This window comes from Gymnodinialimonas ceratoperidinii, assembly GCF_019297855.1.
Taxonomy (GTDB): Bacteria; Pseudomonadota; Alphaproteobacteria; order Rhodobacterales; family Rhodobacteraceae; genus Gymnodinialimonas; species Gymnodinialimonas ceratoperidinii.
The window spans coordinates 172723-187921 of record NZ_CP079194.1 but is presented as its reverse complement, the minus strand read 5'-3'; the positions used below and the strand labels follow the sequence as shown (position 1 = coordinate 187921).

The following is a 15199-nucleotide window of genomic DNA, read 5'->3' as shown; positions in this document are numbered from 1 at the left end:
CGCCTGTTTGCGGCAAACACAGCGGCCACGCAACGGGCGTTCGGGCGCTTGTGGGAGCGGTAAACTCAACGGTAGGATCGCGGTCCAATCTGGAAGGGTTCAGCCAATGGATATCAACGCTGACTTCACCAAGCGTGTCGTCGTGCATTCCGATCAACTGGAGTGGATCGCCTCGCCGATGCCGGGGGTGGAGCGTCGCATGCTGGATCGCATCGGCGGCGAGGTCGCCCGCGCGACCTCCATCGTGCGTTACGCGCCGGGCTCGAAGTTTTCGGCTCATACGCACACGGGCGGCGAAGAGTTCATCGTTCTCGAGGGCGTCTTTCAGGACGAGCACGGCGATTATCCGGCCGGCACATATGTCCGAAACCCGCCCACCACCTCCCATACGCCGGGGGCCGAGGAGGGCTGCATCATCTTCGTGAAGCTCTGGCAGTTCGACATGTCCGACCGGACGCAGTTTCGGAAAGACATGCGCGCCGGGGGGCCGCAAACGATCCTGCATGAGGATGCCTTCGAGACGGTGACCTTTCACGACCTCGCGGCAGGCGCGTCGTTGTCGGACCCGGCGGAGGGCGGCGCCGAGGTGCTGGTGCTGGACGGCAGCCTCTCCGAGGGCAGCGACGTGCTGCGCAAGAGAAGCTGGCTGCGGCTGCCGGAAACAGCGTCACTCGACGCCACGGCCGGCCCCAACGGCGCGCGCGTCTGGATGAAGACGGGGCATCTGCCCTACGCCAAGCCGCCGCAGGTGTAGGCGCGCGCATTCAGGATCGGCGTTATCCCGGCCCGCGAAACCTCCTCGGGTTGAGGCTTCGCTTCCCGCCAAGCGCCGCAGATCATTGAGGAACAATCCCGCGGACTCCCGGTTGGTCTACTACAGCCTTGATAGCGGAGCATAGCATGACGACCTCTTGCATACGCCCGGGTGCCAAGTCTCCCCGGATCTCACTCACCCTGCTCCGGAATGTGAATTTCAACCGATCCCGCTCGTCCGGTCCTCGCTATGGCAGGGCTACGCAAGGCTCGGTTTTCGCGCGGCTTCTGGCTCTGATCGGATTGTGCAGCATGTTGGCGGCCTGCAACGGCTTCCAGTTCCCGCGCGATGCGGAGAACACGCTCGATACCGTTCTGTCGGAAGGCGAGATGACCGTCGCCGTCTCGGAAAACCCCCCTTGGGTCGCGGTAGAAAGCGAAGAGGAACCCGCAGGCGTGGAGGCCGACCTCGTGCGCGCTTTCGCCGAGGAATTGGGCGTGAGCATCGAGTGGGTGCACCTCGATGCGGCGTCAGCGCTCAGGGGGCTGGAGGAAGGAGACATCAACCTCGCCATCGGCGGCTTCGACCGCAGCACCGTCACGCCAATCGTGGGGGCCGCGCCCAGCTATGCCTATTTCGAAGAAGCCATCGTCATCGGGGCGCGGCTGAACATCGACGGACCCTACGATCTCGAGAACCAGACGGTTTTCGTCCCGCGCGATCTGCCGATGACCGAGGCCGTCCGACGCGAAGGCGCCAACCCGGTGACCCAATGGACCGACGATGTGGATTTCGCCGTCGCGCCCCATTGGTTGCTCCTCGCCAACGGCCTCCGCCCGACCGAGACAGAGCTTCGCCGCGCGGCCCATGTCATGGCCGTGAGGCAGGGCGAGAACGCTTGGCTCATGCGGCTTGAGCGGTTCCTCCGGCGCGAGGCCGACAGCATCGGAGCGCAACTGCGTGAGGCGCTGTCATGAGCCAGTCCATCCAAACCATGCCCGAAGAGCAGAAGGACGCCCTGCACCGCGCCCGCTGGCTGGAAGTCCTGTGGATCATCGCGCTCGCGTCCATCGTGACGGCGATCTATTTCGCGGTCGGCAGCAGCCAGGCGATGAAGACCGCGTGGATCGAAGACCTGCTAAGCTTCGTGCCGCCGCTCGCCTTTCTGATCGGATCGTGGATCGAAGGGTGGAAACCGAACCAGCGGTTCCCCCTCGGCTACATCCGCGTCACGTCGATCGCCTACCTGATCAGCGCCGTGTCCCTCGCGGGCGTCGGCCTCTTCCTCATCGTCGACTCGTCCATTGCCCTGTTCAAGCAGGAGCACCCGACGATCGGCAGTGTCGAGATGTTCGGGGTCACCTTCTGGTTCGGTTGGGTGATGATCGCCGCGCTTGCCTACAGCGTCGTGCTGCCGGTGATATTCGGCCGCCTGAAAATGAAGCCCGCCAAGACGCTGCACGACAAGACCCTCTACGCGGATGCCTTGATGAACAAGGCCGACTGGATGACAGGCGTCGCCGGCATCGTCGGGATACTCGGCATCGGCATGGGATGGTGGTGGGCCGACGCGACCGCTGCGATCATCATCGCGCTCGATGTGCTCCACGACGGCTACAAGCACACCGGCGCCGCAATCCGCGACCTGAGCGACGAGATGCCCCGCACGATCGACGACAAGGACTTCGACCCCCTGATCGACGAGGTGCAGGAGACGTTCGATGCCTTCCCTTGGGTCCGCGACAGCCGCCTGCGCCTGCGCGAAGAGGGGCGTTTCCTGACCGGCACCATCTACGCCGAGCTAAACGAGACCGCCGATCTACCCGAGAAGCTGGAAGAGGCCGAAGCACAGCTCCTCGATCTTCACTGGCGCATCCACGACATCTCCATCATGCCGCGGGTCCAAATCGACGACACATATGCCATCAATGAAGATGACAGCGGTCCCATGCCCCTACGCAGCGGCGCAATGCGCCGTGGAACGGGTTGATGCGTGAGGGGGTGAGGGGGGTGCGTTTGGGCCTGGCTTGGTCGGCTCGAACTAGCCAGAGCCTTACCGCCGCTAGGAGGAGAGGCAGGCCGCGACACGCTCGGCCCCGTAGTCCCTTTCTGCCGCTGCGCGCGATACCTTCCCGTCGATTATATCAGCCGCAATTTCGGAGGCCTCGCGCTCTGACACGGGCCCAAAGCCGCCGCCGCCCAAGGTTTCGATCCGCAAGCGTTCACCTGCGGCCAAAGTGCGGCTGCATTTTGAGGGTAACTCCATGGTATCGGTTGCCGTCGTATGCGTAATGCGCGTCGTGCTGCCTACAAGGCCACCCAATACGCCCGGTGCGCCAAAGAGGTGGCCGTCAGAGCGCACTGTTAACGCCGTACCATCCACCAGCGCTTGAAGTTCTCGGGCGATTCCCAAGCCACCGCGCCGTCTCCCGGCGCCACCGGAATCGGGCACCAAGGCGTATTCGGTGCACAGGATTGGATACTCGGTCTCCAATACTTCGACCGGCAGGTTGGCCGAATTCACGGTGTGGACGTGAACAGCATCGGCACCGTCCATTTCCGCGAAAGCGCCAGCGCCTCCGCCTGTGGATTCAGGATAGACATAACTTGTCCCACGCGCAGGGTCGTGACCTGCCAGTACGATCAATGAAGTGGAATCGTTGCTGGCAGACATGCGGTCGGCCTCCGGCAACGCTTGACCCAAGGCATCGAAAATCGCTCCTGCAAGTCGATTGCTTGTCACCGCCCGGGCCGCAACGGCGGCAGGCGGGCTTGCGTTGACCACGCTCTCGGCGGGGACGTTGATCCGGACGGCGTCGATCAAGCCGCTGTTTGACGGGATTGTCGGACCCAAAAGCGCTTTAACAGCGTAGCCCACGGTTGCCTCCAGCGAGGATGGAGACAGGTTGATTGCCCCTTTCGCAGTGGGGCCTGAACCGGCGAAATCCAAGGTCAATTGGGAGCCCGCAATCCGGACGCAACAGGCAAGCGGCACCGGGTCGGAGCCGGCGCCATCGTCATCAAGATAGCGCGTCGCGTGCCATTCGCCGTCGGGCAGGGCTGCCACGGCAGCACGGACCAAGGCGCCTGCATGGGCGATAATCCGTTCGACGGCGTCTTGAACGTCCGAGGCACCATGATCCGCGATCAGTGCCTGCAACAGCGCCACACCGCGTTGGTTCGCGCCGATCTGGTTTCGCAAATCCAGGATCCGCTCCATCGGTTCGCGTGTGTTGTGACCAATCATGCCGATCACGTCCTCATCCGGCACGCCAGCGCGCGCGATCCGGATCGGGGGGATGCGGATACCCTCCCAGAAGATATTGGGCGACGCGCCAGAGACAGATCCGGGTTCCGGCCCGCCAACATCGGCATGATGCGCGATGTTGCCGACGAAGTAGGACAGTGCGCCATCCACGAAAACCGGGGTGATTACCGAAATATCCGGCAGGTGCGTCCCGCCTGCCAGATACGGATCGTTCATGACAAACGCGTCCCCCTCGCTCATGTCATCGAGAGTGTAACGATCCAGCAGAGCCCGCACGCCCCACAGAAGCGATCCGATATGAATCGGCATGTGGTCGGCCTGAGCGACCAACCGGCCGGTGGCGTCGAAGATTGCCGTCGAACAGTCGCGCCGTTCCTTGATGTTGGACGAAAACGCGCCGCGCACCAACAGGTGCCCGATATCTTCAGCGACGGCTTTCAGGCGCTCATGAATGATTGACATCGCGATCAAGCGGCGCCCGTCTGGTCTCTCAGTCATTCTTGGGCCTCCATGTCATGATAAGGGTCCCGTCCGGCATGACCTCTGCGGTCCAGCCGGGCGGTATCAGCGTTGTCGCGGTCATTTCCTCAAGGATCGCGGGGCCTTCGATCCGAGAGCCGGGCACGAGCGCATCGCGTTGCGAGATCGCGGCGGTCTGAAGTGTGCCGTCGATATGGATGAGACGGCTTCTCGCCTTGGCGGCTGTGCTCGAGGCGTTCTGCGCAACCTTATGTTCCCGGGCCGGTGTCGTGCTGGCCTTCAGGCGCAGGGTGACAACATCAACGTCGCGGTCTGGCAGATCATACCCCTGTTCCAAACGGTGTGCGGTCTCGAAGCGGTCGCGCAGCGTCTCAGGGGTATCCGTGGCATCTGCGGGAACTGTGATCTCGAAACTTTGGCCACGGTAGCGCACTTCAATCTGCCGCTCAAAACGGTGATCTTGAGGGGAGGTACCAAGACTGTTGAGCCATTGCGCGCCCTCACTCTCCATGCTGACGAACGCGCTTTCGATCTCGGGCGCGGTATCTGCTGAAAGTGGCATGATCCGCGTAAGCGAGAAGTCTCGGGCCACATCGCTAACCAGAAGTCCGCGCGCACAAAGCGTTCCGGGTTGCAGGGGGACAACCACGCGCGACATGCCGAGCCCCTCGGCCACGCGCGCGCCCATCAACGGGCCTGCGCCTCCGAAGGCCACAAGGGTCATGTCGCTGGGTTCAAAGCCGCGCGCCAGGGCCACGGAACGGATGACGCGCGCCATGTTCGCAGTGGCGATCGCAACAACGCCTTCAGCCGCTTCGCCTGTGCTGAGCGCCAGCGGTTTGGCGATTTGTTCATTGATGGCGGCTGTGGCGGCTGCCGTGTCGACGGCCAGTTTTCCGCCCAGCCTGACGTCCGGGTCCAGCCACCCCATGGAAAGGGCCGCGTCGGTTACTGTGGGGCAGGTGCCGCCGCGCTGATAGGCGACAGGTCCAGGATCAGCGCCGGCGCTTTCAGGTCCAACGACCAAGGCACCAGCATCATCCAGTCGTGCAAGACTGCCACCCCCGGCGCCGATAACCTCGATATCCACCATGGGTGCCAGCACGGGATGGCCCGCCACGCTTCGGACCCGGGCAAGACGTGGCTTGTCACCTGAAATGACAGCCACATCCGTACTGGTGCCGCCCACATCGAACGTGACCAAATCGCCCAGGTCCAAGCCGGAGAGCATCCGTCCAATGCCTGCAACACCGGCCGCCGGTCCGGAAAGTGCAGTGCGGACGGGCAGCGCCTGAACTGCGGGCAGATCAATCAGGCCAGCGTTAGAAGTGACTGTGTAGAGCGGGCTGTCGAGGCCCATGGCAACCAAGCCGTCCGCCAGGCGCCCGAAGTAGCGTTTTGCCCGTGGCCCGACGTAGCCATTCATCGCGGTGGTCGAGGCACGTTCAAACTCGCGATACTCGGGCGCGACCGCGTGGGACGTGGTCAGAAACACATCGGGAAGCAGGTCCTGCAGATGCTCAAGCGCTGCCTTCTCGTGCCGGGGATCGGCATAGGCGTGCAGGAAGCAGATCGCGACTGCTTCAATGTTTCGGGACCGGATGGTTGCGGCTATTTCCTCCAACTCTTTCGTGTCGAGGGGCGTCAGGACTTCGCTGGCCGCGCTTATCCGTTCGCTCACTTCAAACCGGTCACGACGCAACGCCAATGGGGCAGGGCGGGTAATGCGGTAATCATAAACATGGGGCCGGGATTGGCGTCCGAGTTCCAGAACGTCCCGAAACCCTTTCGTTGTGACCAGAGCGAGCCGGTCGCCTTTGCGCTCCACGATCATATTGGTCACGACTGTCGTGCCATGACCAAAGAATACGACGTCTGATCCTGTGGCACCGGCCTCGACCAACAGCTCTGCCGCGCCGTCGAGAATAGCGCGCGAAGGGTCATCGGGCGTCGAGGCAATTTTCCGCGCCCAAGCGGTGCCGGTGTCCAGATCAGTCGCCACGATATCGGTAAATGTGCCGCCTACGTCGAGGCCCAGCCGCAATCTCATTCCAGGTGTCCTCTCGTCGTTCTCTTGAGCCGCATGGTCCGGCGTTGTGTATGTGGGGCCACCGGTTCGCAGCCCTGATCCCCTCGACAGAAGGCCCACATCGGGACGCGCGCCAACCCCGAGGTTAACGAATCGCCCCGCCGAAGACGCCGCGCGGCTTTTTCTGTTCGGAAATTAAGCAAACACGCGTCTTGAAGGTCCATTTTCAGTCGATCTCGTAAGAAAGTTGACGGTCGACAATGAGCATGCCTACACTCGATTGTGAAGTAACGTAACGTATTTTTACGGCTTTGCCGGGCGCCGAATTCAAAGCGCGGCCATTAAGAGGGGATTTCTGATGACTAAATTAAGCTTGGCGGCCCTGAAGGCTGGCGTGGCGTCTGTCGCGTTGATGGCGTCGGTGGGAAGCGCGATGGCGGCAGGTGATCTGATTATCGCGATGCCTGCGAACAACGAGCCCGCATCCTTGGACGGGCATATCGATCCGTATCAGTCCACTTGGCTTATTAACTCGTTGATCACTGATCCGCTGGTGATCCTCGCCCCCGACGGAACCTATATCCCCGGTCTCGCGACAGAATGGTCTGTGAGTGAAGACGGAATGACATGGTCGTTCACCCTGCGTGAGGGCATCACCTTCCATGATGGAGAGCCGTTCAACGCAGAAGCGGTCCGCGCCAATCTGGAACGCGTGCTGGCGCCGGAGACCGCCTCGGCACAGCTGGCGAGTGACATCGGCCAGATTGCCTCGATCGAAACCGACGGCGAAACGGGGCTGACTATTACCTACGACTCCCCATGGGTCACGCTTTTGGATGCCCTGCGGCGCGCTCCGATGTGGTCTCCCGCGGCGTTGGAAGCCGCGGCGCCCGGCGATATGGCGGCAATTCTGGTTGGTACAGGACCCTTCCAATTTGTGGATTGGACCCAGAACGACAACATCACCCTGGAGCGTTGGGATGATTATGCGGGCGCGACTGCGATTTCCGAAGAGCCCGGCCCGGTCGGGCTGGATTCGGTCACCATTCGTTTCGTCGGTGAAAGCGCTGTGCTTGGCCAAGTTCTCGCGACGGGCGAGGCGAACATGGTCTACACGCTGCCGCCGCTGTTCTCGGATCAATACGTCGACAACCCCGACTACACGTTGATGAGCCGTGGGCAGGCGGGAACCGGCCTTCAAATGGTGATGAATGTCAGCAGCCCTCCGCTGGATGACATTCGCGTCCGGCAGGCATTGCTTCTGGCAAAGGATTCCGCCGCGGCAAATGACATCCTTTACGACGGGCTCTATCAGGCATCTGACGGCCCACTGAACAACATCCACCCCTGCTATTGGGATGGGGCCGCCGAGATGTACCCTTACGATCCCGATCGCGCAGCGGCCTTGCTGGATGACGCGGGTTGGATTCTGGGTGACGACGGCATGCGTGTCGCCCAAGGGGTCGCCGGAGTGGAGGACGGCACGCCTTTGACCGTCCGCTACTCTACCCTTCACCATCAGGAAATCGGCGAGGTGTTTCAGGCGCAGATGCGATCAGTTGGCATTGACCTGCAAATCGAGGTGGTACCCGGACCCGTACAACTCGACATGGTTCAACGTCGCGATTTCGAACTGATGTATGAACGCCAGCGGTCGCCGAGCCCCCTTATCCTCGATCAGGTCTGGAACTCGGCCTATGACGAGCCGGGCGGTTGGGCCTGGACCGGTTACGCGGATCCGGAACTCGACGAGATCCTGAACCAGCTTCGCGGCGTCTTCGATGACGCTGAGCGCTGTGATCTGGCCGTGGAGGCGCAGCAGATCATCATGGAAAATGCGCTGATGCTGCCCACACTCAGCCAGCCGATCATCGTCGGTCTGGATGCCTCGGTCGAAGGCTTCACGATGGGCGCGGAAGGCAACTGGTTCTTCCTGCACAACACATCGATCAGCGAGTGATGCAGAGGCCGCCCGTCATTCGGGCGGCCATTCTTTTTCCGTTTCAGAAGGATAGCTGATGGGCCGATACTTGCTAAGCCGCCTGCTGCAGCTCGTCCCCGTGTTGATACTCGTTTCACTCATCGTCTTCGCGGTGATGCGATTGCTCCCGGGCGATCCGGCGCTTTTGATGCTTTCCGGCGCCGAGGGAGGTGCCATCACACCTGAGCGCCTCAACGAGTTACGGGAGCAGATGGGAATGAATGAGCCGGTTCTCACTCAGTACTTCAACTTCATCTGGGGGGCGGTTCAGGGTGATCTTGGAAGCTCCATCCGCTTTCAGGTCCCGGTGGTGGAGCTTATCCTCGGCCGCTTTGGCAGCACGCTGGAACTGGCGGTCGCGGGGTTGCTTGTCGCCATCGCCATCGGAATGCCACTGGGCATGCTCGCGGCCGCACGGCAAGGCGGTTGGGTCGACACATTATGCATGACGCTGTCCTATGTCGGGTCGTCGATGCCGGTCTATTGGCTGGGCTTGCTACTGGTCCTGCTCTTCTCTTTCACCCTGCGGTGGTTGCCCTCTGCCGGGGGCGGATCACTCGAGGCGTTGATCCTTCCGGCATTCACGCTGGGACTTCTGTCCGCCGGGGTTTTGGCCCGCCTCATCCGGTCGTCCATGCTGGAAGTCGGAACGGAAGATTACATGCGCACCGCGCGCGCAAAGGGCCTGTACCCTCGGATGGTCATCATTCGTCACGGGCTCAAGAACGCGATGATCCCAGTGCTGACCATGATGGGCCTTCAGTTCGGCGCGTTGTTGGCTGGAACCGTCGTTACGGAAACCGTTTTTAGCCGGCCCGGTTTGGGGCGCCTGATTGTCGATGCGATCTTGTCGAAAGACTATCCGCTCGTGCAGGGCGCAATCCTGTTTCTGGCAGTTGTTTATCTGCTGGTGAACCTTGCCGTCGATATCGCCTACGCTTGGCTGGACCCGAGGATCAGATATGGAAGCTGAGGCCTTAGATCAAATGGAGATGTCCGAGCGGTCGTGGCGGTTGCCTGTCGCGCGATACCTGAGCCATCCCGGCGCCGTGATTGGCTTGTTCATTCTGGTCGGCTGGATCTTGGTGACGATCTTGGCACCAGTCCTTGCCCCCTACGACCCAGCGGATCTGGTGGGGCGGGCGCGTCAGGCCCCGTCGGCAGAGCATTGGTTGGGCACGGATATGCTGGGGCGAGATGTGCTGAGCCGGGTTATATATGGCTCAAGGATCTCGATCTCGATCGGATTGATCGCGGTCCTTCTCGGAGGCATCCCCGGTGTCATCCTCGGCCTGCTTGCGGGTTACTTCGGCGGTTGGGTGGATACGGTGATTTCCCGCTTCGTCGATGCCTTGCTGGCGTTCCCTTCGATCCTGCTGGCATTGGTGGTCATCGCGGCCCTGGGCGCGTCGATCCAGAACATGATGATCGCAGTCGGGATCGCGACCTTGCCGGATTATGCGCGCCTGGTGCGCGGCACGGTGCTTTCGATCAAATCGCAACCCTACGTGGAGGCGGCCCGATTGGTCGGCAACAGCCACTTCAGGATCATGGCACGCCACATCCTGATCAACGCCAATGCGCCGATCGTGGTTCTGGCAACCTTGCAGATCGGCTCCGCGATTCTGATCGGGGCGGGGCTTTCATTCCTTGGTCTTGGTGCTCAACCTCCGACGCCTGAATGGGGGCTAATGTCTGCGGAAGGGCGCCAGATGCTGCAACGTGCATGGTGGATCAGCACGTTCCCCGGCATCGCGATCCTAAGCGTTGTCATCGCCTGTAACCTCGTTGGCGACGGGCTTCGCACGGCGCTTGATCCAAAGATGCGGATGGGTTGATGGCACTGTTGGATGTGAAAAACCTCGCGGTCACCTTCGCGACCGACCGTGGTGAAGCGAAGGCCCTCAACGGGATCGATCTGACGATCTCTGCGGGCGAGACATTGGCCGTGGTCGGTGAAAGCGGGTCGGGTAAATCCGTGACGGCGCTGGCGATCCTCGGGCTGCTTCCAAAGCGAACGGCCAAGGTCAGCGCGGACGCCTTGCGTTTCGACGGCCGCGACCTGTCGGCGCTTTCAGAAGACCAGCTTCGCGAAATGCGGGGCAATGATATCGGGATGGTCTTTCAAGACCCGATGACGTCGCTCAACCCGGTGCTGACCGTCGGACGACAACTGTCTGAGTTGGGCGAGGTGCATTTGGGCATGAGCCGCACCGAGGCCGAGAAACTGGCCGCGCAAATGCTGGATCAGGTCGGGATCCCGCAAGCCAAGGCACGGCTCCGCGATTATCCGCATCAATTCTCCGGCGGCATGCGCCAGCGCGTCGGGATCGCAATGGCAATCGCATGCAAACCAAGGTTGTTGATCGCGGACGAGCCGACCACTGCGCTGGACGTTACGGTGCAAGCGCAGATCCTCGAATTGCTGGCGGAGATTCAGGCCGAGATGGGGATGGCGATCATGCTCGTGACCCATGACCTCGGCGTGGTGGCGCGGATCGCGGACCGGGTGCAGGTCATGTACGCCGGCCGTGTTGTCGAAACTGGGCCGGCTGATGGTGTCTTCGCGGAGACCAGTATGCCCTACACCCGCGCACTCCTTCGGTCAGTTCCACGGGTGGACGTGAGCGATGAAGGGCCCTTGCGCCCGATCCAGGGTAGCCCGCCGGACGTGATGCGCTTGCCTCAAGGATGCAGTTTTGCGCCCCGGTGCGATCTGGCCGTTGCTCAATGCCGTGTTGAGGAGCCCCCCTTGATCAATTGCGGGGCCAATCACCGCGCAGCCTGCATCTTCGCGGGGAGTTCTACATGACCGCTTTGATCCAAATCCGCGACCTCAAGGTTCATTTCCCGATATCAACCGGTCTCTTCTCGGGTTCCAAGGGCGCCATCAGGGCCGTGGACGGCGTCTCATTGGACATTCCCAAAGGCCAAACTCTCGGGTTGGTGGGGGAAAGCGGCTGCGGCAAGTCCACGCTTGGGCGCGCGGTCGTGGGCCTGACGCGCCCGACGGGAGGTGAAATTTTGATCGATGGCGAGCCATTGGTGCGTGATCGCCGCGTGCAAATGATCTTTCAGGATCCCTCGGCTAGCCTGAACCCGCGCATGACGATCGGGGCGAGCATCGCGGAGCCTGTTCGTCTCAACAAGCTGCGCCGTGGCCGTGCCGCGATCGAAGCGCGTAAATATGAACTTCTTGACCTTGTCGGCTTGCCGCGATCGGCAGCACATCGGTTCCCGCACGAGTTTTCCGGTGGTCAAAGGCAGCGTGTCGGAATTGCCCGTGCCTTGGCTTGCGAGCCTGAAATCATCGTCTGCGACGAGGCGGTCTCGGCGCTCGATGTGTCAATTCAAGCGCAGATCGTTGCGCTGTTGGAGGATCTGCAAGCGCGTCTCGGGCTGACTTACCTGTTCATCGCGCACGATCTGGGCGCACTGAAACACATCTCGCACCAGGTTGCAGTCATGTACCTCGGGCGGGTCGTTGAGATTGCAGCGAAGAAAGACATATTCACCAATCCGCGTCACGCCTATTCCCGTGCCCTGCTCAGCGCCATTCCGGTGCCTGACCCGGCGGTGGAAAAGCAGCGACAGCGCATTCTGTTGAAAGGCGACATTCCCAGTCCCGCCAATCCGCCGTCAGGGTGCCGTTTCCATACACGCTGTCCTGTGGCCATTGATCGATGCCGGTCCGAGGATCCTGCTTGGACCAAAATCGCGCGAAATCACGAGTCCGCGTGCTGGCGAGCGTCGGAATTGTCAGATTTGATGTAAGACACTGCTGCTTCGACCCCGCGCCTTTGAAGGACCCGGACAGCGTGCTGGAGAAGTCCGGACCGAACACACGCAGATGCGGGCAAAGTTCTCAGAAGAACACCGCCGCCCCCGACCTATCGGAAGAACTCCTCGCCACGCTGGATCATGACCCGCCGCTGGCCGAAGCATTCCACGCCCTGACCCCAGTGCGGTAAAGTAGCTACGTGATCACCTTCTCCAGCGCCAAGAAGCCCGAGACCCGTCACAACCGCATCGCCAAGATCCGCGCGAAGATCTTCGCCGGGAAGGGCGTCAGCGAATACTGCGCACCCTTTTCCCCAACACCCCTTGCCGCGCATCGCGGGCGATGTATCTTCTTCGTAACTCCATAACCAACAGGCCATTTCCCATGCGCATCCTTGCTCCTCTCTTCTTGTCCCTGACCCTCGGCACCGCCGCTCAAGCGCAGCAATGTGGCGGTGATTTCGGCCAGTTCGTGCAGGGTCTGCGCGCCGAAGCGGCCGAGCGCGGTCACAGCCAGGAGGCGATCGACGGCTTCTTCCGCCACGCCAGCTACTACCAGCGCGCGCTGGATGCCGACCGCCGCCAAGGCATCTTCACCGTGCCCTTCACCGATTTCGCCCGCCGCCTGATCAGCCAGAACCGCATGGACGCCGGCCGCCGCAACGCCGAACGTCAGGCCGCCACCTTCAACGCTATCGAGCAGCGCTTCGGCGTCTCGCGCGGGATCCTGCTGGCCTTCTGGGCGTTCGAGACCGACTACGGCGCCTTTCAAGGCGACTACAACACCCTCGACAGCATCGTGACGCTGGCCCACGACTGCCGTCGCCCCGAGCTGTTCCGCCCCGAGGTCTTCGGCGCGCTGGAACTCTACGAGCAGGGCAACTTCGACCCGGTCAACACTCAGGGCGCCTGGGCCGGAGAGATCGGCATGGTCCAGATGCTCCCCGAGGATATCGTCGCCCACGGCATCGACGGCGACGGCGACGGCCGCGTCTCGCTGCAAACCTCCGCCCCCGATGCGCTGATGTCCGGCGCCAATATCCTCTCGTCCCTTGGCTGGCGCCCGAACGAGCCCTGGCTGGTCGAGATCACCGTGCCCCAGGACCTCGACTGGTATCAGACCGGCATCCACACCACCCGCACCGTCGCAGAGTGGGAGGCCGACGGCGTCGCCGGCCGCTCCGGCGCGCTGCCGATGCGCAACGCCCAGACCTCCGTCGTCCTGCCCCAGGGCCGCAACGGGCCCGCCTTCCTCGCCTACCCGAACTTCAGCGTCCTGTTCGAGTGGAACCAGAGCTTCACCTACGTGCTCACCGCCGCCTATTTCGCCACCCGCCTCGAGGGCGCGCCCGTCTTTGACGCCGGCAACCCCGAGCCCGGCCTGAACGGCGACCAGATGCGGCGCTTGCAGCAGGCCCTCGCCGCCCGTGGCCATGACGTGGGCGAGATCGACGGCATCCTCGGCTCCGGCACCCGCGCCGCCGTCCGAGAGGAGCAACGCCGCCTCGGCATGCCCGCCGACGCCTGGCCGACCACCGCGCTTCTTAACGCTTTGTAAAGGACCACCGCGCGCACCACGGCCCCCGCGCGCAACACCCCCACACCCCGGCGTATCCTGCCCTCTTTCAACCGGCAGGATACGCCCATGACCCCCACCATCCATACCCTCCCCCTCTCCGATATCGACGCCGATGCCCTCCCCCGGGACCGCATCTCCCTCGCGCCCTCTGCCCTGGCCGAGCTGCAAGCCTCCATCGCGTCCCTCGGCCTCACCCACCCGATCGAGGTCTGGCGCAAGCGCACCGCCTCTGACGCGCCCTATGGCCTGATCTCCGGCCTGCGCCGCCTCACCGCCACCCGGGCGCTCGGCCACACCACCATTCCCGCCTTCATCCGTGACCCCTCCGACATCGCCGAGGCCATGACCCGCATGGTGTCCGAGAATGAGATCCGCGCCGCCATTTCCCCGTGGGAGAAGGGCCGCCTTGTCACCGAGTCCGTGGCCGAGGGCCTCTTCCCCACGCTCGATGCCGCCACCGACAGCCTCTACCGCACGCTGGACCGCCACCGCCGCGCCCGCATCCGCGCCATGGCCGAGGTCGTGTCCGAGATCGGCGACCACCTGCTGACCGCGCCCGAGACCCTCAGCCAGAACCAGATCACCCGCATCGCCTTCGCCCTGCGCGCCGACCTCGGCCCGTTGATCACGACAGCCCTTCGCACCTCCAAACAGAAATCCCCCGACGCCCAATGGAAGACGATCCTGCCGATCCTGTTGGAGGCCGAAGAGACAGCCCGCACCCCACGCAAGTCCCTCTACCGCGAAGGCCGCCCCCGCCGCATGGCGCAGGTGCGGTCGAAACTGCACATAAGACGAGAGAGGACGCCCGACGGCTGGTCGCTCCGGTTCACCGGGCCAGAGGCGACGGGGCCGTTGATGGAGGATATTATGGACGCGGTGGAGGATCAGTTCGGCAGCAGGCAGCGCTAATCGCCCCGTAGGATGCGAGAAACCCTCCACCCGTAAACCGGGCCTCGGCCCAGACACGAAACGCCGCAATCAACACACCCGGGCAGAATCAAGCGCGCCAGCGCGCTGCCCATCGCCGGGCCGCCCCCCGGCACGGCGATTTGGTTAGTCTTGGTGCGTCATTCGTTCTGTGGAATGTGCTTGGCTACTATAAAGCGCCTTGAAACAACCGTTGGCTCGCCGCACCGCGGCCCGTCGATGGGCTGTTTTCGCGCCGCCAAATAGACGAGGAATTGAGAAACAGCAGTGCAGACGAATTTATTTCAATTCCAGACTTGAAGCTATTCATTGCAGCCCCCACCTACAACTTGCCCCGGGATACCATGGGCCCGGATGACCAGTGTTAAGGACCGCAAGCGCTATCTTCTGCGCGCGCG

At 62.7% G+C, this 15199-nt stretch carries 12 protein-coding genes; 10 read left to right on the top strand and 2 right to left on the bottom strand.

Features of this window, described 5'->3' with window-relative positions:
- Window positions 1-106 precede the first annotated feature (106 nt).
- The 3 genes from KYE46_RS00970 (at window position 107) to KYE46_RS00960 (ending at window position 2744) form a co-directional block, all read left to right on the top strand.
- On the top strand, window positions 107-754 hold the full coding sequence (locus KYE46_RS00970) for a cupin domain-containing protein (protein WP_219002817.1): 648 nt from the start codon (window positions 107-109) through the stop codon (window positions 752-754).
- Between the two features lie 311 nt (window positions 755-1065).
- A complete protein-coding gene (locus KYE46_RS00965; RefSeq protein WP_219002816.1) occupies window positions 1066-1731 on the top strand; it encodes a substrate-binding periplasmic protein in 666 nt (221 codons plus the stop codon).
- Window positions 1728-2744 carry a cation efflux transmembrane domain-containing protein gene (locus KYE46_RS00960; protein WP_219002815.1) on the top strand — a complete coding sequence of 339 codons (1017 nt, stop codon included), beginning with the start codon at window positions 1728-1730 and terminating at the stop codon, window positions 2742-2744. The genes KYE46_RS00965 and KYE46_RS00960 overlap by 4 nt, the downstream gene beginning before the upstream one ends.
- A gap of 72 nt (window positions 2745-2816) precedes the next feature.
- On the opposite strand, the gene KYE46_RS00955 is transcribed toward KYE46_RS00960, so the two are convergent.
- On the bottom strand, window positions 2817-4484 hold the full coding sequence (locus tag KYE46_RS00955; protein WP_247716987.1) for a hydantoinase B/oxoprolinase family protein: 1668 nt from the start codon (window positions 4482-4484) through the stop codon (window positions 2817-2819).
- 28 nt (window positions 4485-4512) lie between these two features.
- Entirely contained in the window at window positions 4513-6552 is a 2040-nt protein-coding gene (locus KYE46_RS00950; RefSeq protein ID WP_219002813.1) for a hydantoinase/oxoprolinase family protein, read from the bottom strand.
- A gap of 352 nt (window positions 6553-6904) precedes the next feature.
- Here KYE46_RS00950 and KYE46_RS00945 point away from each other — a divergent pair, with 352 nt between their 5' ends.
- The 7 genes from KYE46_RS00945 (at window position 6905) to KYE46_RS00915 (ending at window position 14783) form a co-directional block, all read left to right on the top strand.
- The gene (locus KYE46_RS00945) at window positions 6905-8491 is read left to right on the top strand and encodes an ABC transporter substrate-binding protein (RefSeq protein WP_219002812.1); all 1587 of its coding nucleotides are present in this window, start codon (window positions 6905-6907) and stop codon (window positions 8489-8491) included.
- Between the two features lie 58 nt (window positions 8492-8549).
- On the top strand, window positions 8550-9485 hold the full coding sequence (nikB, locus tag KYE46_RS00940) for a nickel ABC transporter permease (protein WP_219002810.1): 936 nt from the start codon (window positions 8550-8552) through the stop codon (window positions 9483-9485).
- Between the two features lie 19 nt (window positions 9486-9504).
- Window positions 9505-10350 carry an ABC transporter permease gene (locus KYE46_RS00935; RefSeq protein ID WP_219002808.1) on the top strand — a complete coding sequence of 282 codons (846 nt, stop codon included), beginning with the start codon at window positions 9505-9507 and terminating at the stop codon, window positions 10348-10350.
- Window positions 10350-11324, top strand: coding sequence for an ABC transporter ATP-binding protein (locus tag KYE46_RS00930; protein ID WP_219002806.1), 975 nt, complete (start codon window positions 10350-10352; stop codon window positions 11322-11324). Before KYE46_RS00935 ends, KYE46_RS00930 begins: the two co-directional genes overlap by 1 nt.
- Window positions 11321-12286 carry an ABC transporter ATP-binding protein gene (locus tag KYE46_RS00925; protein WP_219002804.1) on the top strand — a complete coding sequence of 322 codons (966 nt, stop codon included), beginning with the start codon at window positions 11321-11323 and terminating at the stop codon, window positions 12284-12286. The genes KYE46_RS00930 and KYE46_RS00925 overlap by 4 nt, the downstream gene beginning before the upstream one ends.
- Before the next feature lie 391 nt (window positions 12287-12677).
- Window positions 12678-13850 carry a lytic murein transglycosylase gene (locus tag KYE46_RS00920; protein ID WP_219002801.1) on the top strand — a complete coding sequence of 391 codons (1173 nt, stop codon included), beginning with the start codon at window positions 12678-12680 and terminating at the stop codon, window positions 13848-13850.
- A gap of 87 nt (window positions 13851-13937) precedes the next feature.
- Complete coding sequence (locus KYE46_RS00915) at window positions 13938-14783, top strand: ParB/RepB/Spo0J family partition protein (RefSeq protein WP_219002799.1); 846 nt, start codon at window positions 13938-13940, stop codon at window positions 14781-14783.
- The last annotated feature ends 416 nt before the right edge of the window (window positions 14784-15199 follow it).